The organism is Roseateles microcysteis (assembly GCF_036880965.1).
In the GTDB taxonomy this organism is placed as follows: Bacteria; Pseudomonadota; Gammaproteobacteria; order Burkholderiales; family Burkholderiaceae_C; genus JAUASW01.
In genome coordinates this window covers 353,070-372,778 of record NZ_JBAJMV010000002.1, presented here as the reverse complement: position 1 = coordinate 372,778, position 19,709 = coordinate 353,070, and the positions used below count along the sequence as shown (strand labels likewise).

Here is a 19,709-nt window from a genome sequence, read left to right as displayed (position 1 = left end):
TTGAGGAATACGAGATGACGACGACATTGGTTGGACTGGTGGGCTGGCGCGGCATGGTCGGCTCGGTGCTGATGGACCGCATGGCGGCCGAGCGCGATTTCGATTTGATCGAGCCGCTGTTCTTCAGCACTTCGAACGCTGGCGGCGCTGCCCCAGCGTTCGCCAAGAACGAAACACAGCTGCAGAACGCCTTCGATATCGAGCAGCTCAAGCGCTGCGAGATCATCATCACTGCCCAAGGTGGCGACTACACCAGCGAAGTCTTCCCCAAGCTGCGCGCCGCGGGCTGGAACGGCCACTGGATCGACGCCGCCTCCACGCTGCGCATGGCCGACGACGCCGTGATCGTGCTGGACCCAGTCAACATGCCCGTCATCAAGGACGCGCTCGCCAAGGGCGGCAAGAACTGGGTCGGCGGCAACTGCACGGTCTCCTGCATGCTGATGGGCGTGGGCGCGCTCTACAAGGCCGGCCTCGTGGAGTGGATGAGCACGCAGACCTACCAGGCCGCGTCTGGCGGCGGCGCCCAGCACATGCGCGAACTGCTCACCCAGTACGGCACGCTGAATGCCGAAGTGCGCGCTCTGCTGGACGATCCCAAGAGCGCCATCCTCGAGATCGACCGCAAGGTCATCGCCAAGCAGCGTTCGCTGTCCGAGGCGGAAACGGCCAACTTTGGTGTGCCGCTGGGGGGCTCGCTGATCCCCTGGATCGACAAGGACCTGGGCAACGGTCAATCCAAGGAAGAGTGGAAGGGCATGGCCGAGACCAACAAGATCCTCGGCAGCGCCAATATTCCTGTCGACGGCTTCTGCGTCCGCGTGGGCGCGATGCGCTGCCACAGCCAGGCCCTGACCTTCAAGCTGAAGAAGGACGTGCCGCTTGCCGACATCGAGGCCATGATCGCCGCCGACAACGAATGGGTGAAGTTCGTGCCCAACACCCGCGAAGCCACGCTGAAAGACCTGACCCCCGTGGCCGTGACCGGCACGATGACGATTCCGGTTGGCCGTGTGCGCAAGCTGGCCATGGGCCCCGAGTACCTGGGCGCCTTCACCATCGGCGACCAACTGCTGTGGGGAGCGGCGGAGCCGCTGCGTCGCATGCTGCGCATCCTGTTGGCTCAGTAATTCCCCTAGCTGATCCCCCCGCCCCCCGTTGCCCTGAAGCTACAAGCGGTGACAGGGGGTAATTCAGAGCGCTGACATGGGGCGTATTCACGCTTTGCATGAGGGGTGCAGCGTATATGCTTGCCGCTGTTGTGTTTTCGGACCGTTGGGTCACTGAGGGCATCGTGCAGACAGCCGACAACGAGACCATCATTGCAAGAACAGGCGGGACCCATGTTGGCCCCGCCTTGTCGTTTTGGGGGACGCCTTGAAAAAACCATCCAGCGCTTTGGGGCGCTTCGCCCTGTCTCATGTCGCGGTGGCGGCGATTGCAACGCTCACCACCACGGCCTCCTGGGGTCTGGGTCTGGGCCGTTTGTCGGTGCAGTCTTCGCTCGGCGAAACGCTGAGGGCCGAGATCGACGTGGCCAGCCTCAGTGCGGAAGAAGCCGGCTCCCTGAAGGTGCGCATCGCGCCGGCCGACATCTATCGCAGCAGTGGCGTCGAGTTCAACTCGGTGTTGAGCAACACGCAGGTCCAGCTGGCGCGCCGCGCCGATGGCCGCCCATATTTCCGCATCCAGAGTGACCGCGCGGTCCAGGAGCCCTTCGTCGATGTGATCCTCGAGATCACCTGGACCGGCGGCCGCCTGGTACGTGAGTACACCTTGCTGTTCGATCCGCCGGCCACGCCGTCGCGTCAGGCAGCGCCGCCGATGGTTGCGACATCGCCGGTGATCGCACCAGCCCCGGCTGATCCAACCCCCTTGCCCAGCGCAGCGGCCACGCCAGCTCCCGCCGTGGCCGCAGCGCCGCAGCGTCCTGCCGTGCCGGCGCCAGCGCCGCGCGCTCGTCCCGAGCCTGCGGCACCGCCGCCGGCCACCCCGGTGCCGCCGCGCGATGCCAGCCAGTACCAGGTCAAGGCGGGCGACACGCTGTCTCGCGTCGCTGCCAAGACGCAGGCGCCCGGTGTATCGCTGGACCAGATGCTGGTCGGCCTGTTCCGCTCCAACCCGCAAGCCTTCATCGAAGGCAATATGAACCGGCTCAAGTCCGGCTCGGTGCTGCAAGTGCCAGCCAGCGACGAACTGAGCAGCGTCACGCCCGGCGAGGCGCGCCAGATCATCGTGGCGCAGAGCGCAGACTTCGAGAGCTATCGCCAGCGCCTGGCGGGTGCCGCGCCGCTGATGAAGCAGGACGAAAGCCCGCGCCAGGCCAAGGGCCAGGTGCAGGCCGCCGTTGAAGACCGCAAGCCAGCGGTCTCCGCAACACCAGACAAGCTGACACTGAGCAAATCCAGCGTTGCCGCCTCGCAGGCCGGCAAGGCCTCCAAGGACACCGAGAAGAAGGATGCGGCCGCCCGCGTGGCCGAATTGACTCGCAATGTGGAAGAGCTGAAGAAGCTCTCCAGCGCGGCCAAGCCAGCGCCGCAACCGGCCGCACCGCCGCCGAGTGCGCCTGCGCTGTCGGCACCGCCGCCAAGCTCGCCGCCACTGGGCGCCAAGCTGGCTGCGCCGCCGCCGAGCGCGCCCCCGTTGGCAGCCCCGCCGCCAAGTGCGCCGCCTTTGGCCGCTCCGCCGCCGAGCGCGCCGCCTCTGGCTGCACCGCCGCCAAGCGCACCACCAGCCGCTTCCAAGCCCAAGACCATCACCAGTGCTGGCGAGCCGAGCCTGATCGATGGCCTGCTGGACAGCCCGCTGGTCGTGACCGGCGCGGCAATCCTGGTCGCGCTCCTGGGTGGCTTCGGTCTGTACCGCTTGCGTGCTCGCAATGCCGGCAAGAATTCGAAGCCTGACACCGGCTTCCATGAAAGCCGCCTGCAGCCCGACTCCTTCTTCGGATCGGCCGGCGGCCAACGCGTGGACACCCGAGATCAGTCGACCACCGGCCAGTCGTCGATGAGCTACTCGCTCAGCCAGCTCGACGCCATCGGTGATGTGGATCCGGTGGCCGAGGCCGATGTCTATCTGGCGTATGGCCGCGACCTGCAGGCCGAGGAAATCCTCAAGGAAGCCTTGCGCGCCAATCCGGAACGCATGGCCATCCGGCTGAAGCTGCTGGAGGTCTACGCCAAGCGCCGCGACATCAAGGGCTTCGAGCAATTGGCCGTGCATCTCTATGCCGAGACACAGGGCCAGGGTGAAGATTGGGACAAGGCGCAGGAGCTCGGCCGCCAGATCGACCCTGACAATCCGCTCTACCAGCCCGGTGGAGCGCCCGCCCAGTTGCTGAGCTCCAGCATGGGCGGCCGTCCCGAGCCCATGGATGCCAGCACGCTGCCGCAGACCGTGTCGGCGCCGGGCATGGCCACCGAGCCGATGCTGGACCACGCAAGCGACCCCGGCCCGGCCAGCGGCATGGGCGACCTGGATCTGGACCTCGATCTGGACCTGGGCGGCGGCGATGAACCGTCCACCAGCTCGATGCAAGCCACGCAAGCCATGGCCATCTCGGTCGAGCAGGCGCCGATGGAAATGGACTTCGACCTGTCGAAGGCACCTGCGAAGGCAGCGCCTGCGCCAGCAGAAGACAACGAGCTGGAGTTCGACCTCGATCAGCTGGACACCGCCCAGCCGGCCGCGGCCGAGCAGGCTTCGTCGCTGGACTTCGACCTGTCCTCGATCGATCTGAACCTGCCAGCAGCACCCGCTGCCGCGCCGGTGCCGTCGGGCGAGGCCATCGAAGGCCTGTCGCTGCCCGATATCAGCGACGCTGCCTCGCTGGGCGAAGATGACGGCGATCCGCTGCAGCGCCAGTTGGAGCTGGCCGACGAGTTCCGCCAGATCGGCGATACCGAAGGCGCCCGCGACGTGCTGCAGGAACTGGTCGGCAAGGCGACCGGCGTCCTGAAAGCCAAGGCTCAAGCCATGCTCGACGAGCTGCGCTGACCGATACTCGGGCATGATCCCGAAGGCGCTCGGCCCCGGCCGGGCGCCTTTTCTTTTTGCAGAGCCAATATGACGATACGAGTGGCGCTGGGCGTGAGCTACCGCGGCGAGCCCTACAAGGGTTGGCAAAGCCAGAGTGGCGGCGGCACGGTGCAAGACGCGCTGGAAACGGCACTGACCCAGTTCGCAGCGCATCCGGTCCGCACGATCTGCGCTGGCCGCACCGATGCCGGCGTGCACGGATTGAACCAGGTCGTTCACTTCGACGCCGAGGTCGAGCGCGATCCGTTCTCGTGGATACGCGGCAGCAACCGCTACCTGCCTGCTGACATCGCGATCCAGTGGTGCGAGTTCCCGGGTGCCGATTTCCATGCTCGCTTCGATGCGCGGGGTCGGCGCTATGCCTATCTCCTGCGCGAATCGGTCGTCAGGCCGGCCATCGAAAGCGGTTCCTGCGGCTGGGTTTTCCGGCCCCTGGATGGCGATGCGATGCGTGCCGCGGCGGCCTTGCTGGTGGGCGAACACGATTTCTCATCATTTCGCTCGGCCGAATGCCAGGCCAAGTCACCGATCAAGCAGCTGCGCTCCATCCACATCAAGAAGCAGGGTGCCTATTGGCGCTTCGAGTTCGACGCCACGGCTTTCCTGCATCACATGGTTCGCAACCTGATGGGCTGCCTGATCGCCGTGGGCACAGGCACGCGCAGCGTGGAGTGGATTTCAGAGGTCCTGGCTGCAAAAGACCGAAGGGTGGCCGCGCCGACCTTTGCCCCTGACGGGCTCTACTTCGTCGGGCCGTACTACGATGCCCACCTGAACCTCCCCGAGCATGTAGCAGCCCTCGACTGGCTGCCTGGCGCATGAAGCATCACGCAAGCACCCGAATCAAGATCTGCGGCCTGACCCGCGAGGCCGATGTGGATCTGGCGGTCGAGGCTGGGGCCGACGCCATCGGTTTTGTCTTCTACGAGAGGAGCCCGCGCTACGTGAGCCCGGCCCGCGCGGCCGAGCTGGCGCGCAGGCTCCCACCGTTCGTGACGCCTGTCGGTCTGTTCGTCAATGCCTCGCCCGCGCTGCTGGCGCAAGGCCTGGCGGCCTTGCCGAACATGCTTGTGCAGTTCCATGGCGACGAGACACCGGCCGACTGCCGCGCGCCGGGGCGGCCCTTCCTGCGCGCCGCGCGGATGGAGCCGGGCTTTGATTTGCTAGACTTCGCCCATCAATTTTCAGAGGCATCAGGCCTGCTCGTCGACGCCCACGTCGAGGGCTATGGCGGTGGTGGAAAGGTTTTCGATTGGTCACTGCTTCCAACAAACGTGCCCCGTCCAGTCGTTTTGTCTGGTGGGTTGCATGCCGGAAATGTGATCGAAGGGATTCTTCGGGTCCGGCCCTGGGCCGTTGACGTCAGCTCCGGCGTGGAGGAGGCCAAGGGCCTCAAGAGCGCCGCGCTGATGCGCCAGTTCTGCGATGCGGTCCGCCAGGCGGATGCGCAGATTGCCGGAGCTGTTTCTGCACCGAATCTCTGAAGAAGGAAATCCATGTCCTACGACCAACCCGATGCCCGCGGGCATTTCGGTCAATTTGGCGGCCGCTTTGTCGCTGAAACCCTGATCCATGCGCTGGACGAGCTGAACGCGGCCTATGCCCACTACAGCAAGGACCCCGAGTTCATCGCCGAGTTCAACAAGGAACTCGCCCACTTCGTCGGCCGCCCCAGCCCCATCTATCACGCCGACCGGCTGAGCCGTGAACTGGGTGGCGCGCAGATTTTCCTCAAGCGCGAAGACCTGAACCACACGGGCGCTCACAAGGTCAACAACACCATCGGTCAGGCCTTGCTCGCCAAGCGCATGGGCAAGAAGCGCGTGATCGCCGAGACCGGCGCCGGCCAGCACGGCGTGGCCACGGCCACGATCTGCGCCCGCTACGGCATGGAATGCGTGGTCTACATGGGCAGCGAGGACGTCAAGCGTCAGTCGCCCAATGTCTATCGCATGAAGCTGCTGGGCGCGACCGTGGTGCCGGTGGAGTCGGGCTCCAAGACCCTGAAGGACGCGCTGAACGAAGCCATGCGCGACTGGGTTACCAATATCGAGTCGACCTTCTACATCATCGGTACCGTTGCCGGCCCGCACCCTTATCCAATGATGGTGCGCGACTTCCAGCGCATCATCGGTGACGAATGCCTGACGCAGATGCCGGCCATGACGGGCCGCCAGCCCGATGCCGTGATCGCCTGTGTCGGTGGCGGTTCGAATGCCATCGGCATCTTCTACCCCTACATCGATCACAAGGAGGTGCGCCTGATCGGTGTCGAGGCTGCAGGGCAGGGCATTGAAAGCGGCAAGCATGCCGCCACGCTCTCGGCCGGTAGCCCGGGTGTCTTGCATGGCAACCGCACCTATCTCCTGCAGGACGCCGACGGTCAGATCATCGAGACCCATTCGATCTCGGCCGGCCTGGATTACCCCGGCGTTGGCCCCGAACACTCGTATCTCAAGGACATCGGCCGGGCCGAGTACGTCGGCGTGACGGACCAGGAGGCGCTCGCCGCCTTTCACCGCCTGTGCCGCACCGAAGGCATCATCCCGGCACTGGAGTCCAGCCATGCGGTGGCCTATGCAATCAAACTGGCGCCGACGATGAGGCCGGATCAGCATCTGCTGGTGAACCTTTCCGGCCGGGGCGACAAGGACATCGGCACGGTCGCCGATCTCTCGGGCGCCAAGGTCTATGACCAGCCCTCGCAGGCCGGCCACACGGTGAAGGGAGGTGCAGCATGAGCCGCATTGCCAATGCCTTCGCCCGCCTGAAGTCGGAAGGCCGCAAGGCCCTGATCCCTTTTATCACCGCTGGCGACCCGTACCCCGATGCGACGGTCGAGATCATGCATGCGCTCGCCCAAGGCGGCGCCGACGTGATCGAGCTGGGCGTGCCGTTTTCCGACCCAATGGCCGACGGCCCGGTGATCCAGAAGGCCGGCGAACGCGCCCTGAAGCATGGCATCGGCCTGGCCAAGGTGCTTGAATTCGTGCGCAGCTTCCGCAGCACGGATGGCAATACGCCGGTGGTGCTGATGGGTTATGCCAATCCGGTGGAGCGCTACGGCCTCCAGCGTTTTGTGGCGGACGCCAAGGCGGCCGGAGTCGATGGCGTGCTGATCGTCGACTATCCGCCGGAAGAGGCCGAGGCCTTCGCAGCCGCCTTGCGCACGCAGGCGCTCGATCCGATCTTCCTGCTGGCTCCGACCAGCAGTGAGGAGCGCATGGAGCGGATCGGCAAGATTGCCAGCGGCTACGTCTACTACGTCTCGCTCAAGGGCGTGACCGGTGCCGGGCACCTGGACACGGCTGCCGTGGCCGAAGTCATCCCCCGGATTCGCAAGCATGTCAGCGTGCCGGTGGGCGTCGGTTTCGGCATCCGCGACGCGGCCACGGCGCAGGCGGTGGGGGCGGTTTCGGACGCCGTCGTCATCGGTTCACGCCTGGTTCAGCTGCTGGAGGTCCAGCCACGCGATAATGTGGCCTCCACTGCGGCAGCCTTCATGGCTGAAATCCGCGCGGCCCTGGACAAAATCTAGGCGCCGGCCCCAACAAGACAGAAGGAGCACGCGCATCATGAGTTGGCTTGAGAAACTGCTGCCACCCAAGATCCAGCAAACCGACCCCGCCGAGCGCCGCACGGTGCCCGAAGGTCTCTGGATCAAATGCCCGTCCTGCGAAACGGTGCTCTACAAGACCGACCTGGAGCAGAACGTCAACGTCTGCCCCAAGTGCTCGCACCACCATCGCATCGGCGCGCGTGCCCGCCTGGACGCCTTCCTCGACGGCGAAGGCCGCTACGAGATCGGTCAGGAGGTGCTGCCGACCGACGCCTTGAAGTTCAAGGACAGCAAGAAATATCCCGACCGCCTCAAGGAAGCGCTGGAAAACACCGGCGAGACCGACGCGCTCGTGGTGATTGGTGGCGCCGTGATGAGCGTGCCGGTGGTTGTGGCCTGCTTCGAGTTCGACTTCATGGGCGGTTCCATGGGTTCTGTGGTCGGCGAGCGCTTCGTGCGCGGTGTCGAAACCGCCATCGAGCAGAAGACGCCCTTCATCTGCTACACCGCCACCGGCGGTGCTCGCATGCAGGAGGGCCTGCTCTCGCTGATGCAGATGGCCAAGACCAACGCGGCCCTGACCAAGCTGGCCAAGGCCAAGTTGCCCTATATCAGCGTGCTGACCGATCCGACCATGGGCGGCGTGTCCGCCTCCTTCGCCTTTGTGGGTGACGTGGTGATCGCCGAGCCCAAGGCCCTGATCGGCTTTGCCGGCCCGCGCGTGATCGAGAACACCGTGCGCGAAAAGCTGCCGCCGGGCTTTCAGCGTGCCGAGTTCCTGATGGAGAAGGGTGCCGTCGACATGATCGTCGACCGCCGCCAGTTGCGCGAGACCATCGCCCGCCAACTGGCCATGCTGCAGCGCCAGAGCGCCGACGCTGTCGCCTGAACCTGAAAAGCTCTTGTGACACTGGCGGCCAGGCCCTCAAGCCTGGCCGTCTTCTTTTGCGAATCGAATTCTATGAACCTCGACGACTGGCTGGCCCACTGCGAGCGACTCCATCCAAAGCAGATCGACATGACGCTGGAGCGCGTTGCGCGCGTGCGCGATGCCCTGGGCTTGCGCTTCGAGGCACCGGTCATCATGGTGGCGGGCACCAATGGCAAGGGCTCGACCTGCGCGATGCTGGAGTCCATCGCCCTGCAGGCGGGCTTTCGCGTCGGGCTCTATATCAAGCCGCACCTGGTGCATTTCCAGGAGCGCTGCCGCGTGGGTGGCGCGCCAGTAGAGGCTGATTCGCTGCTGCCGCATTTCGAGGCGGTGGAGAAGGCGCGCGGCGAGGTGTCGCTGAGCTATTTCGAATTCACCACGCTGGCCATCATGCGGCGCCTGAGCCAGGAGCCGCTGGACCTGGTCATCCTCGAAGTGGGACTGGGTGGGCGCCTGGATGCCGTCAACTGCATCGATGCCGACTGCAGCATCATCACCAGCATCGATCTGGATCACACCGAATACCTGGGACCGGACCGCGAGTCGGTGGGCCGCGAGAAGGCCGGCATCATGCGATCGGGCAAGCCGGTGGTGGTGAGCGACCCCATGCCGCCTGCCTCGCTGGCTGCGCGTGCCGCCGAGATCGGCGCCGACCTGCGCCAACTGGGCCGCGATTTTTCATTCAACGGCGACCGCCAGCAATGGCAATGGGTGGGCCGCGAGAAGCGCTTCTCCGGCATGGCCTACCCCTCGCTGCGCGGCGTGAACCAACTGCTCAATGCCTCGGGCGTGCTGGCGGCCTTCGAGGCGCTGTACCAGCAACTGCCGATCAGCGCGCAGGCGGTTCGCACCGGGCTGTCGATGGTCGAGTTGCCGGGTCGTTTCCAGGTCGTGCCGGGCCAGCCGGCCCTGGTGCTGGACGTGGCGCACAACCCGCACGCGGTGTCGGCGCTGGCCCAGAACCTCGATCAGATGGGCTTCTTCCCGCGCACCCACGCGGTGTTCGGTGCCATGGCCGACAAGGACCTGGCGCAGATCTTCGAGCGCATTGCCCACCTGGTCGACGACTGGCATTTCTGCGACCTTGCGATCCCCCGGGCTGCCAAGGCTGACGCCCTGGCAGAGAGTTTTGAAGCACTGCGCCTGGCTGGGCGTTTGAAGACGCCGGGTCAGCCGGCAATTCACAGGCACGCCGACCCGCTTTCAGCCCTGGCCGCCGCGGCGGCCGAGGCGGACCCCGCTGATAGAATTCTGGTCTTCGGCTCCTTCTACACCGTCGGCGGTGTGCTCAAGAACGGAGTGCCGCGGCTGCAGTCGGCCAAGCACCTGCCGACCTGATTGCCCTCCCGATCCAGCCATTCCACCGGAACCTCTCCAAGACCATGGGTTTGATGTCTTTCTTCAAGCGCGGTACGGACAAGCCGGCGGCCAAGCCGGTGGCGGATTCGGCCGATGCGGTGCAGCAACTTCGTCTGCGCGCCCGACGCCGCCTGATCGGTGCCGCGGTGCTGGTGCTGATCGGCGTGATTGGCTTCCCGCTGGTGTTTGAAACCCAGCCGCGGCCCATTCCCGTGGACCTGCCGATCGACATTCCGCGCAAGGAATCTGCCTTGCCGCTGCAGATTCCGGCTGCGCCAGCTTCGCAACTCGTCGCTACGGCGCCCACGCACGCGCCGACACCGTCAGCGGTGGCCGAGCCGCAGTCAACCGTGCCCGCCGAAGCGCAGCCCGTGGTTGAAGACAGTCCGCCGCCTGCCAAGGCCGTTGAAAAGCCGGCGGACAGGCCAGCCGTGAAGCTCGTCGAGAAGGCGGCGGAGAAAGCCGCAGAGAAACATGCCGATCACAAGGCTGCCGACAAGGCAGCCGCAGACAAGGCAGGCCGTGAATCCGCGCGCATCCAGGCGCTGCTTGATGGCAAGCCAGCACCCAAGGCGAGTGAGGCTGCGCCTGGGCGCTTCATCGTCCAGGTCGGCGCCTATGGCGAGGCCAAGGCGGCGCAAGAGGCTCGCATGAAGGTCGAGAAGCTCGGCCTGAAGACCTATACCCAGGCGGTTGAAACTGCGGACGGCAAGCGCATCCGCGTTCGTGTCGGCCCCTACGGTGATCGTGCCGAGGCTGACAAGGTCGCTGCCAAGGTTCGCAGCGCCGGCCTGTCGGTGGTCGTGTTGACGCTTTGAGTCTGTAAGCACCGCATGAGCACGCTCGACTGGATCCTCATCGGCCTCTTGGCCATTTCGGTCGCGGTGGGGCTGTGGCGCGGCCTCGTGTTCGAGATCCTGTCCATCGTCGGCTGGTTCGTCGCCTACTTCGCTGCACCCTATGTGTCGCCCTTCGTCGTGCAGTGGCTGCCCGAAGAGCGCATGAGCCCGGCAACGCTGCAGGTGGCCGGCTTCGTCATCGCCTTTCTGATCGTGCTGCTGGTCTGGAGCCTTGGCGCCAAGCTGGTGCGCATGCTGATCCATGCCACACCGCTGAGCCTGATCGACCGGGTCGGCGGTGCCGGGTTCGGTGTGCTGCGGGGCGTTCTGTTCGCCTTGCTGGCCGTGCTGCTGGTTGGCCTCACGCCGGTGCGCGAGACACCATCCTGGCAGGATTCTGTGCTGGCGCCGCCCCTGCTGGCGCTTCTGCAGGGCATCAAGCCGGTATTGCCGGAGCAACTCGTCAAATTCATCCCGGCCTGAGCGTCACGAGCGCGCGGGCCTGCAAGCTATCCAGGAACAAGGACTTCAATCATGTGCGGCATCGTTGGTGTGCTCTCCAAGCAGCCGGTCAATCAGCTGATCTACGACGCCTTGCTGCTCTTGCAGCATCGTGGCCAGGACGCCGCCGGCATCGTCACGATGCAGGGCAACAAGTGCTTCATGCACAAGGCGCGCGGCATGGTGCGCGACGTGTTCCGCACCCGCAACATGCGTGCCTTGCCCGGCACGGTGGGCCTGGGCCAGGTGCGCTACCCGACGGCCGGCAATGCCTACAACGAAGAGGAGGCGCAGCCCTTCTACGTCAATGCGCCGTTCGGCCTGGTGCTGGTGCACAACGGCAATCTCACGAACGCCCATGCGCTGAAGGATGAGCTGTTCCAGAATGACCGCCGCCACATCAACACCGAAAGCGACACCGAGGTCCTGATCAATGTGCTGGCGCATGAGATCGAGCGCGTGGCGCGCGACCTGCCTCTGACGCCGGACTCGATCTTCGAAGCCGTGCGCGCGGTACAGAAGCGCATCAAGGGCTCCTATGCCGTGATCGCCCTGATTGCCGGCCATGGCCTCCTGGCCTTCCGCGACCCCTTCGGCATCCGGCCTCTGTGCTTCGGCCAGGCTGAAGACGGCGAGTTCATGGTGGCCAGCGAAAGCGTGGCGCTCGAGGGCACGGGCCACAAGCTAGTTCGCGACGTGGCGCCCGGCGAGGCCTTGTTCATCGACACGGCCGGCAGGGTACATACGCAGCAATGCAATGACAACCCGACGCTGAATCCCTGCATGTTCGAGTTCGTCTACCTGGCCCGTCCGGACTCGGTGATGGACGGCATCTCGGTCTACCAGGCCCGCCTGAACATGGGCGAGACCCTGGCCCAGCGCCTGATCTCGACCATGCCGCCCAGCGACATCGACGTGGTGATCCCGATTCCTGAATCGAGCCGTCCCTCGGCCATGCAATTGGCCCACCGCATCGGCAAGCCCTATCGGGAAGGCTTTGTGAAGAACCGCTATGTCGGCCGTACTTTCATCATGCCGGGGCAGGGCGCGCGCAAAAAGTCGGTGCGCCAGAAGCTGAACGCCATCGGCCTGGAGTTCAAGGGCCGCAATGTGCTGCTGGTGGACGACTCCATCGTGCGCGGCACCACGTCCAAGGAAATCGTGCAGATGGCGCGCGAAGCCGGCGCCCGCAAGGTCTACCTGGCTTCGGCCGCACCGCCGGTGCGCTACCCGAATGTCTACGGCATCGACATGCCCACCAGCGAAGAGCTGATCGCCCACAACCGCACCATCGAAGAGATTCGTGCCTACATCGGTGCCGATGCCCTGATCTATCAGGACGTGGATGCCATGAAGCGCGTGGTGGCTGCGCTGCGCCCGGGTCTCAACGGCTTCGAGGCCTCCTGCTTCGATGGCCAGTACGTGACCGGTGACGTGTCGGTGGAGGACTTCGCCACCATCCAGGCACAGCGCAAGTCGCAAGGCGACGAGGAAGAGGACTCCGCGCGCAGCCGCCTGGCGTTGCAGAGTCGAGCGGAAGGCTGATGGGCATGAGCGACGAAGAACGCCGAATCGCCCGCGCCAAGCTGCCCGAAGGCCTGCGCCCGGAAACTCTGGCCGTGCGCACGGCGCTGGCCCCCAGCCAGCATGGCGAAAACTCCGAAGCGCTGTTCCTGACGAGTGCCTACGTGCAGCCGGATGCGCAGACCTCGGCCGAGCGTTTTGCCGCGTCCGAAGACTTCACCTACTCGCGCACCAGCAACCCGACGGTGCGCAGCCTTGAAGCGCGCCTGGCCGCGATGGAAGGCACGGAAGCAGCGGTTGCCACGGCCAGCGGCATGGGCGCCATCCTGCTGCTCTGCATGGGCCTCTTGAAGGCCGGCGACCATGTGGTCTGCTCGCGCTCGGTGTTCGGCTCGACCATCAACTTGTTTGCCAAGGAGTTCGGCAAGTTCGGAGTCGAGACGACTTTCGTCTCGCAGACCGATCTTCAGGAATGGCGCGACGCAATCAAGCCGACGACCAAGCTCTTCTTCGCCGAGACACCCACCAATCCCCTGACCGAGGTCTGCGATATCGGCGCGCTGGCCGACATCGCTCATGCCGCGGGTGCGCTGCTGGTGGTGGACAACACCTATTCAACGCCTTGCCTGCAACGGCCCACCGAGTTCGGTGCCGACCTGATCATGCATTCGGCCACCAAGTACATGGATGGCCAGGGTCGCGTGATGGCGGGCGCGCTGTGCGGCCCGAGCCGCATCATCAAGGACGTGTTCGGCCCGGTGGTCCGCACGGCCGGCATGGTGTTGTCGCCTTTCAATGCCTGGGTCGTGCTGAAGGGCCTCGAGACACTGAGCCTGCGCATGCGGGCACAAAGCGAGCAGGCACTGGCTGTGGCGAGCTGGCTGGAAGCGCGCCCGGAAGTTGCCCGCGTCCACTACCCATCACTAGCGTCGCATCCTCAGCACGAGCTGGCCATGCGTCAGCAATCGGGGCAGGGCGGTGCCGTCTTGTCCTTTGAACTGCACGGTGCAACACCCGAGGCTGCGCGCGCCGCGGCCTTCCACGTCATCGACAGCACTCGCGTCCTGAGCATCGCGACGAACCTGGGCGATACCAAGTCCATCATCACGCATCCGGCCACGACCTCGCATGGCCGCCTGAGCGAAGAGCAACGTCGCGCTGCCGGCATCAGCCAGGGCTTGATCCGCCTGTCCGTCGGCCTCGAGCATGTCGACGACATCACCGACGATCTGCTGCGCGGCCTTTCCACATTGTTGAAGAACTGATGAGCCAACAAGCTTCCACCACCGTGCGCACCCGCATTGCGCCTTCGCCCACCGGCTTCCTGCACCTGGGTACCGCGCGCACTGCGCTGTATTCCTGGGCCTACGCCCGCCACCACGGCGGCCAGTTCGTGCTGCGCATCGAAGACACCGATTTGGCCCGCTCGACGCAGGATTCGGTCGAGCAGATCCTTGCCTCGATGAAGTGGCTGGGCCTTGAGTACGACGAAGGCCCGATCTATCAGATGCAGCGTCTGGAGCGCTATCAGGCGGTGGTCGATCAGCTGATCGCCGAGGGCAAGGCCTACCGCTGCTACTGTACTCCCGAGCAGCTCGAATCGATGAAGGCGGCGCAAGATGCACGCGGCGAGAAGCGGCGCTACGACGGCACCTGGCGCCCCGAGGCAGGCAAGGAGTTGCCCGCCGTACCTGAAGGTGTGCAGCCGGTCGTGCGCTTCAAGAATCCCGTGGATGGCGACGTGACCTGGAACGATCTGGTCAAGGGTCCGATCACGATCAACAACCGCGAGATCGACGACCTGATCATCGTTCGCCCGGATGGCGTGCCGACCTACAACTTCGCGGTGGTCGTGGACGACTGGGATATGTCGATCACCCATGTCTTCCGTGGTGACGAGCACATCAACAACACGCCCTGGCAGATCAACATCTTCCATGCGTTGGGCGCCAAGCTGCCAGTATTCGGCCATCTGCCCATCATCCTGGGCGACGATGGCCAGAAGCTCTCGAAGCGCCGCGGTGCGGTCAGCGTGACGGCCTATGAAGACGACGGCTACCTGCCCGAGGCGATGCTCAACTACCTCTCGCGCCTGGGCTGGAGTCATGGCGACGACGAGCTGTTCTCCAGCGAACAAATGGTCAGCTGGTTCGACGGCACGCACTTGTCCAAGAGCCCGTCGCAATGGGATCCGGCCAAGTTGGAGTGGGTCAACGGCCAGTACATCAAGCAGATCGACGAAGCTCGCCTGGCATCGTTGGTCTCGGCTCAACTGGCCAAGCGCGGCATTCAGGCCGAAGCGGCGCAGCTGCAGCCGATGTGTGCTCTGTTCAAGGATCGTTGCGCGACCACGGTCGCGCTCGCCGACTGGTTGAGCATGTACTTTGCTGCGGTGACGCCGTCAGCGGAAGAGTTGACCGCTCACGTAACCGACACGATCAAGCCAGCCTTGACCGCGCTGGCCGACAAGTTCGCCGGCATCGAGTGGCACAAGGCTGCCATCCAGGCAGCGATCAAGGAGGTCATTGGTGCCCATGCCCTGAAGATGCCGCAACTCGCGATTCCGGTGCGGGTGCTGGTGTGTGGCCGCGCGCAAACGCCATCGCTCGATGCCGTGCTCGAACTGTTCAGCAAAGAAAAAGTCATCGAACGCTTGCGTGGGGCCTAAAAAACGGTCTATACTCTTGGTCTTGCTTGAACAGCGCGATACATTGAATTGCAAGCGGCGGCTGAGTTTAGATACTCGCGGTAGCTTGAGAATCAAAGTAACCAAGGCTGAACACGAAAGTGCGCAGTCGGCCGTGAAAACGGGGGTATAGCTCAGCTGGGAGAGCGCTTGCATGGCATGCAAGAGGTCAGCGGTTCGATCCCGCTTACCTCCACCAAGTTTCAAAGCTTGAGTGGCGCGCAGTTCAAGTGACAGAAGGATTTGTCCCCTTCGTCTAGAGGCCTAGGACACCACCCTTTCACGGTGGCTACAGGGGTTCGAATCCCCTAGGGGACGCCAGATTTATCTGGTCAATCCGTCGCAAGACGGGCAAGTTTGGTAATACTTGGCAGTCTTTTTGAACGCGAGTTTGAAGAGGTTGTTCAAAATTACCCCACGCGGAGTGGTAGTTCAGTTGGTTAGAATACCGGCCTGTCACGCCGGGGGTCGCGGGTTCGAGCCCCGTCCACTCCGCCAAGGTTTGCTAATATCAGCGGCCATTCAGTTGGCCGCTTGTATTTTGATGGTATAGTTAGTGACACGCTTGAACAGCGCGCCCTGATTGAAGAAATTCAAAAGGGGGTATAGCTCAGCTGGGAGAGCGCTTGCATGGCATGCAAGAGGTCAGCGGTTCGATCCCGCTTACCTCCACCAAGTTTCAAGGCTTGAGTGGCGCGCGTTCAGGTGCAGAAGTTTTGTCCCCTTCGTCTAGAGGCCTAGGACACCACCCTTTCACGGTGGCTACAGGGGTTCGAATCCCCTAGGGGACGCCAGATTTATCTGGGTAGTCCCGTCGCATGATGGGAGATTTTGACAATCCCGTCGCAAGACGGGCGAGTTTGGTGAGCTTGGTTGGATTCAAGAAATTGAATTCGGCTTAAATTACCCGGTGATTGAAATATATCCCCGAATGGAGTGGTAGTTCAGTTGGTTAGAATACCGGCCTGTCACGCCGGGGGTCGCGGGTTCGAGCCCCGTCCACTCCGCCAACATTCAAAAGCCCTGGTTGCGAAAGCAGCCGGGGCTTTTTCTTTGGCGCAGTTGTCGGACTCGCCATGCTCGTCAAAATTCCAGCTGGCCCATTAGATTGAACTTGTTCCCGGTAGGGCCTGGTCAATACTCAGCGAGCGCCTGATTCAATGCTGATTAGATAGTTCCGTAAAGTGCCTTGCGTTGCGCCGTGTAATGCCACCACGGGCTGGCAGCAGCGCCGCCCATGAAATCAACGGCCGCCATGAAGGTATCGAGCACGCAGGGGTCATGACGCTGTTCGGTTACTGCGCAAAGCTGCTGATAAAGAACGAAGGCGTCGCGGCCGCGCAGTTCACGCGGCTTCTTGATACCCAGCAGCCTCAAATCGGCCGCAGCGGCCGGACCGATGTTTGGAATCTGCTCCAGCTCCTCGCACTCGTCACGATGCTGAGCCTTGGTCGACTGCGTCATCAAGCGGCCCCGTTCAGAATTGCGAACGGATCAGCCCGACGGCGAGACCCTCCAGGGCAAAGCTCTCATCGTCATTGCTGACGATGATGGGTTCGAAATCCGGGTTCTCTGGCAGCAGCTCGATGCCGGCGCGGCCGCGCTTGAAGCGCTTGACCGTGACTTCATCTCCAAGCCTGGCCACCACGATCTGACCGTTCCTGGCCTCGCTGGCGCGTTGCACGGCCAGCAGGTCGCCATCGACGATGCCGATGTCGCGCATGCTCATGCCCTTGACTCGCAGCAGGTAGTCCGGCTTGCGGGCGAAGAGCGAGGGCTCCACGCTGTAATGCTGCTCGATATGCTCTTGCGCGAGGATCGGGCTGCCGGCCGCCACACGGCCCACCAGGGGCAGGCTCAATTGCGCGATGCCCGGCATGGGCAGTGAAAACTGGCGCTCGCGAGCTTCTCTTGCCTCGTGTAACGCGCGCAATGTGTCAGACTTCAGGCGGATACCTCGCGAGGTGCCGCCCACCAGTTCGATTACGCCCTTGCGGGCCAGTGCTTGCAGGTGCTCCTCGGCCGCGTTGGCCGAGCGGTAGCCGAGCTCGTTGGCGATTTCGGCACGGGTGGGGGGGGAGCCTGTCTTCGCGATGGACTCGCGCACCAGGTCGAGGATTTGCTGTTGGCGGGCAGTGAGTTTCGGGCTGTCGTCCACAAGATCCTCTTTGTGTTGTTGCGCCCGGCTTGTCGAATGAACTGCAAGCCAGAGCGCAGGATCAGCCGGCGGCTGAGTATTTATCCAGTGGCTGTATTTTCATCCAGGAATTTCCAAATTGCAAAACAAAGCTGAGCGCATCGTCATTCTGGGTACCGGCGGCACCATTGCGGGCAAGGCTGCTGATGCGGCCGACAACGTCGGCTACGTGGCCGGGCAGGTGTCGATCGAGCAGCTGGTGGCTGCGGCGCCGCCCTTGGCTGCCTATGAGCTCGAGACGGAGCAGGTCGCGCAGCTCGACAGCAAGGACATGGATTTCGCCACCTGGCAACGCCTGGCCCAGATCGTGGACAGGCATCTTGCACGCCCGGAGGTGGCTGCAGTCGTCATCACGCATGGCACTGACACTCTCGAGGAAAGTGCGTTCTTCCTGCAGCGTGTGCTGGCGCCGGGCAAACCGGTCGTCTTCACGGCTGCCATGCGGCCTTCAACAGCATTGGCGCCGGATGGCCCGCAGAACCTGCTCGATGCAGTGGTGGTGGCGTCGCAAGCGAAATCCGGCGTGCTGGCGGTGATGAGCGGCAAGGTTCACGGCGCTGATCGTCTGCGCAAGGTGCATAGCTATGCGGTTGAGGCCTTCGCGTCTGTCGAGGGCGGGCCATTGGGTGTGGTGGAGGAGGGCAGGCTGCGCTGGCTTGGCGCGCCGCCTGTGCAAGCGCAGGCGCTTGGCCTTGCGCGCATCGAAATAGATGCGGATGCCTGGCCCTGGGTCGAGGTGATCCAGAACCACGCTGGTGCCGATGGCCGCGTGGTCGACGCGATGCTGTCGCAAGGCGTGCAAGGCATTGTTGTGGCCGGAACAGGCAACGGCACCTTGTCGGAGCGCCTGACAGCTGCTTTGATGCGCGCCCAGGCTCAGGGCGTGCGGGTGCTGCGAAGCACACGCTGCGACGCCGGCCCAGTCATTGGCGGCGCTCTGCCCAGCGCGGGAGCGCTGAGCCCGGTCAAGGCGCGGGTCGAGCTGCTGCTGCAGTTGCTGGCCTGAGAAACCAAGAAACCCCGCCGCGGCGGGGTTCAGCGAGAACCGCCGGCGGCGGGTTCACGTGCCTCAGTGCAGTTGTCTCAGACGACGGTCAGTGCCACGTCGATATTGCCGCGCGTGGCGTTCGAGTAAGGGCAGACCTGGTGGGCGGCAGCCACCAGGGCTTCGGCCTGAGCGCGCTCCATGCCTGGCAGGCTGATTGCCATGGCGACCTGAATGCCAAAGCCGGCGGGAATCGGGCCGATGCCGACATCGGCAGTGATCGACAGGTCGGCCGGCAGTGCCAGCTTCATCTTGCCAGCAACGGCCTTCATCGCGCCGATGAAGCAGGCCGAATAGCCGGCAGCAAACAGCTGCTCCGGGTTGGTGCCCGGGCCGCCGGCGCCGCCGAGCTCCTTGGGCGTGGACAGCGCGACGCTCAATGCGCCATCGCTGGATGCAGACTTGCCTTCGCGGCCGCCGGTCGAAGTGGCGCGTGCGGTGTAGAGGACCTTGTCGAGTGCCATATTCATTCCTGTTGAGGTGAGGTGGGGTTTGCAGCGGCGTCGCTGAGCTGCTTTCGCAACTCATGCAGGCGCCGGGTGAGGGAACTCAGTTCTTCCAGTGAGCAGGCCGAGGCGCAGGCCAGCTGTGGCGGGATGTCCTGGGCCTGGCGCTTCAGGGCCTGGCCTTCAGGATTCAAGAAGATCTCGACGCGGCGCTCATCGTCGCTGGCGCGCTGGCGCTTGATCAGCCCGGCCGCTTCAAGTCGCTTGAGCAGGGGGGTCAGGGTGCCCGAATCCAGCGACAGCCGCTGGCCCAAGGTGGAAACGCTGATGCCGTCCTGCTCCCAAAGCACCAACATCACGAGGTACTGCGGATAGGTCAGGCCCAGCGGTTCCAGCAAGGGCTTGTAGAGCTTGGTCATGGCCAGCGAGCTGGAATACAGCGCAAAGCAGAGCTGCTGGTCGAGCCTCAGCCAATCTGCTGGAGTGCTTTGTTTGCCGGGAGTGTTGCTGCGTGCCATGGGTGATAATGTAGTTCGCAATTCAATTGCACACAATTGAAATGGTTATTCCGCGAGCCTTGGCTC

General features: G+C 64.2%; 18 protein-coding genes and 6 tRNA genes. 20 read left to right on the top strand and 4 right to left on the bottom strand.

What is annotated here, in order from left to right; all coding sequences use genetic code 11:
* Nucleotides 1-14 precede the first annotated feature (14 nt).
* The 19 genes from asd (at nt 15) to V3596_RS06635 (ending at nt 16,447) form a co-directional block, all read left to right on the top strand.
* Nucleotides 15-1,130, top strand: coding sequence for an aspartate-semialdehyde dehydrogenase (gene asd, locus V3596_RS06725; RefSeq protein WP_334276907.1), 1,116 nt, complete (start codon nt 15-17; stop codon nt 1,128-1,130).
* A gap of 247 nt (nt 1,131-1,377) precedes the next feature.
* Nucleotides 1,378-3,996: a FimV/HubP family polar landmark protein gene (locus V3596_RS06720; RefSeq protein ID WP_334276906.1), complete on the top strand. Its 2,619-nt coding sequence runs from the start codon at nt 1,378-1,380 to the stop codon at nt 3,994-3,996.
* A 75-nt stretch (nt 3,997-4,071) separates the two neighbouring features.
* Complete coding sequence (gene truA, locus V3596_RS06715) at nt 4,072-4,860, top strand: tRNA pseudouridine(38-40) synthase TruA (protein ID WP_395386847.1); 789 nt, start codon at nt 4,072-4,074, stop codon at nt 4,858-4,860.
* On the top strand, nt 4,857-5,522 hold the full coding sequence (locus V3596_RS06710) for a phosphoribosylanthranilate isomerase (protein ID WP_334276904.1): 666 nt from the start codon (nt 4,857-4,859) through the stop codon (nt 5,520-5,522). Before truA ends, V3596_RS06710 begins: the two co-directional genes overlap by 4 nt.
* Before the next feature lie 12 nt (nt 5,523-5,534).
* A complete protein-coding gene (trpB, locus tag V3596_RS06705; RefSeq protein ID WP_334276903.1) occupies nt 5,535-6,779 on the top strand; it encodes a tryptophan synthase subunit beta in 1,245 nt (414 codons plus the stop codon).
* Nucleotides 6,776-7,576: a tryptophan synthase subunit alpha gene (trpA, locus tag V3596_RS06700; RefSeq protein WP_334276902.1), complete on the top strand. Its 801-nt coding sequence runs from the start codon at nt 6,776-6,778 to the stop codon at nt 7,574-7,576. The genes trpB and trpA overlap by 4 nt, the downstream gene beginning before the upstream one ends.
* Before the next feature lie 37 nt (nt 7,577-7,613).
* Nucleotides 7,614-8,486, top strand: coding sequence for an acetyl-CoA carboxylase, carboxyltransferase subunit beta (gene accD, locus V3596_RS06695; RefSeq protein ID WP_334276901.1), 873 nt, complete (start codon nt 7,614-7,616; stop codon nt 8,484-8,486).
* A 72-nt stretch (nt 8,487-8,558) separates the two neighbouring features.
* Nucleotides 8,559-9,866 carry a bifunctional tetrahydrofolate synthase/dihydrofolate synthase gene (gene folC / locus V3596_RS06690; RefSeq protein WP_334276900.1) on the top strand — a complete coding sequence of 436 codons (1,308 nt, stop codon included), beginning with the start codon at nt 8,559-8,561 and terminating at the stop codon, nt 9,864-9,866.
* A gap of 44 nt (nt 9,867-9,910) precedes the next feature.
* On the top strand, nt 9,911-10,705 hold the full coding sequence (locus V3596_RS06685; protein WP_334276899.1) for an SPOR domain-containing protein: 795 nt from the start codon (nt 9,911-9,913) through the stop codon (nt 10,703-10,705).
* Nucleotides 10,706-10,720: 15 nt separating this feature from the next.
* The gene (locus tag V3596_RS06680; RefSeq protein WP_334276898.1) at nt 10,721-11,209 is read left to right on the top strand and encodes a CvpA family protein; all 489 of its coding nucleotides are present in this window, start codon (nt 10,721-10,723) and stop codon (nt 11,207-11,209) included.
* Nucleotides 11,210-11,260: 51 nt separating this feature from the next.
* Nucleotides 11,261-12,772 (top strand): amidophosphoribosyltransferase, encoded by a 1,512-nt coding sequence (gene purF, locus V3596_RS06675; protein WP_334276897.1) that lies wholly within the window; start codon nt 11,261-11,263, stop codon nt 12,770-12,772.
* A 5-nt stretch (nt 12,773-12,777) separates the two neighbouring features.
* Nucleotides 12,778-14,016 carry an O-succinylhomoserine sulfhydrylase gene (locus tag V3596_RS06670; protein ID WP_334276896.1) on the top strand — a complete coding sequence of 413 codons (1,239 nt, stop codon included), beginning with the start codon at nt 12,778-12,780 and terminating at the stop codon, nt 14,014-14,016.
* Complete coding sequence (gene gltX, locus V3596_RS06665; protein ID WP_334276895.1) at nt 14,016-15,419, top strand: glutamate--tRNA ligase; 1,404 nt, start codon at nt 14,016-14,018, stop codon at nt 15,417-15,419. The genes V3596_RS06670 and gltX overlap by 1 nt, the downstream gene beginning before the upstream one ends.
* Before the next feature lie 141 nt (nt 15,420-15,560).
* Nucleotides 15,561-15,636 (top strand) — tRNA-Ala (locus V3596_RS06660).
* A 46-nt stretch (nt 15,637-15,682) separates the two neighbouring features.
* A tRNA-Glu gene (locus V3596_RS06655) sits at nt 15,683-15,758 on the top strand.
* 100 nt (nt 15,759-15,858) lie between these two features.
* A tRNA-Asp gene (locus V3596_RS06650) sits at nt 15,859-15,935 on the top strand.
* Between the two features lie 101 nt (nt 15,936-16,036).
* Nucleotides 16,037-16,112 (top strand) — tRNA-Ala (locus V3596_RS06645).
* Nucleotides 16,113-16,155: 43 nt separating this feature from the next.
* Nucleotides 16,156-16,231: transfer RNA gene (locus V3596_RS06640), tRNA-Glu, on the top strand.
* 139 nt (nt 16,232-16,370) lie between these two features.
* Nucleotides 16,371-16,447 (top strand) — tRNA-Asp (locus tag V3596_RS06635).
* A 157-nt stretch (nt 16,448-16,604) separates the two neighbouring features.
* On the opposite strand, the gene V3596_RS06630 is transcribed toward V3596_RS06635, so the two are convergent.
* Nucleotides 16,605-16,901, bottom strand: coding sequence for a helix-hairpin-helix domain-containing protein (locus V3596_RS06630; protein ID WP_334276894.1), 297 nt, complete (start codon nt 16,899-16,901; stop codon nt 16,605-16,607).
* A 13-nt stretch (nt 16,902-16,914) separates the two neighbouring features.
* Entirely contained in the window at nt 16,915-17,595 is a 681-nt protein-coding gene (lexA, locus tag V3596_RS06625) for a transcriptional repressor LexA (RefSeq protein ID WP_334276893.1), read from the bottom strand.
* Between the two features lie 118 nt (nt 17,596-17,713).
* Here lexA and V3596_RS06620 point away from each other — a divergent pair, with 118 nt between their 5' ends.
* Nucleotides 17,714-18,640, top strand: a complete 927-nt coding sequence (locus V3596_RS06620) for an asparaginase (protein WP_334276892.1) — start codon at nt 17,714-17,716, stop codon at nt 18,638-18,640.
* A 77-nt stretch (nt 18,641-18,717) separates the two neighbouring features.
* Here the strand turns inward: V3596_RS06620 and V3596_RS06615 are convergent, their stop codons facing one another.
* Together V3596_RS06615 and V3596_RS06610 are read right to left on the bottom strand one after the other, a co-directional pair.
* Nucleotides 18,718-19,143, bottom strand: coding sequence for an organic hydroperoxide resistance protein (locus V3596_RS06615; protein ID WP_334277360.1), 426 nt, complete (start codon nt 19,141-19,143; stop codon nt 18,718-18,720).
* 2 nt (nt 19,144-19,145) lie between these two features.
* The gene (locus V3596_RS06610) at nt 19,146-19,643 is read right to left on the bottom strand and encodes a MarR family winged helix-turn-helix transcriptional regulator (RefSeq protein WP_334276891.1); all 498 of its coding nucleotides are present in this window, start codon (nt 19,641-19,643) and stop codon (nt 19,146-19,148) included.
* Nucleotides 19,644-19,709: the final 66 nt, after the last annotated feature.

Excerpts from the sequence above, each read along its gene's own strand:
- trpA (WP_334276902.1), top strand. The coding sequence starts at position 6,776 with ATGAGCCGCATTGCCAATGCCTTCGCCCGCCTGAAGTCGGAAGGCCGC.
- V3596_RS06670 (WP_334276896.1), top strand. The coding sequence starts at position 12,778 with ATGAGCGACGAAGAACGCCGAATCGCCCGCGCCAAGCTGCCCGAAGGC.
- V3596_RS06610 (WP_334276891.1), bottom strand. The coding sequence starts at position 19,643 with ATGGCACGCAGCAACACTCCCGGCAAACAAAGCACTCCAGCAGATTGG.
- V3596_RS06685 (WP_334276899.1), top strand. The coding sequence starts at position 9,911 with ATGGGTTTGATGTCTTTCTTCAAGCGCGGTACGGACAAGCCGGCGGCC.
- trpB (WP_334276903.1), top strand. The coding sequence starts at position 5,535 with ATGTCCTACGACCAACCCGATGCCCGCGGGCATTTCGGTCAATTTGGC.
- gltX (WP_334276895.1), top strand. The coding sequence starts at position 14,016 with ATGAGCCAACAAGCTTCCACCACCGTGCGCACCCGCATTGCGCCTTCG.
- folC (WP_334276900.1), top strand. The coding sequence starts at position 8,559 with ATGAACCTCGACGACTGGCTGGCCCACTGCGAGCGACTCCATCCAAAG.
- asd (WP_334276907.1), top strand. The coding sequence starts at position 15 with ATGACGACGACATTGGTTGGACTGGTGGGCTGGCGCGGCATGGTCGGC.
- accD (WP_334276901.1), top strand. The coding sequence starts at position 7,614 with ATGAGTTGGCTTGAGAAACTGCTGCCACCCAAGATCCAGCAAACCGAC.
- V3596_RS06680 (WP_334276898.1), top strand. The coding sequence starts at position 10,721 with ATGAGCACGCTCGACTGGATCCTCATCGGCCTCTTGGCCATTTCGGTC.
- V3596_RS06615 (WP_334277360.1), bottom strand. The coding sequence starts at position 19,143 with ATGGCACTCGACAAGGTCCTCTACACCGCACGCGCCACTTCGACCGGC.
- V3596_RS06630 (WP_334276894.1), bottom strand. The coding sequence starts at position 16,901 with ATGACGCAGTCGACCAAGGCTCAGCATCGTGACGAGTGCGAGGAGCTG.
- V3596_RS06710 (WP_334276904.1), top strand. The coding sequence starts at position 4,857 with ATGAAGCATCACGCAAGCACCCGAATCAAGATCTGCGGCCTGACCCGC.
- purF (WP_334276897.1), top strand. The coding sequence starts at position 11,261 with ATGTGCGGCATCGTTGGTGTGCTCTCCAAGCAGCCGGTCAATCAGCTG.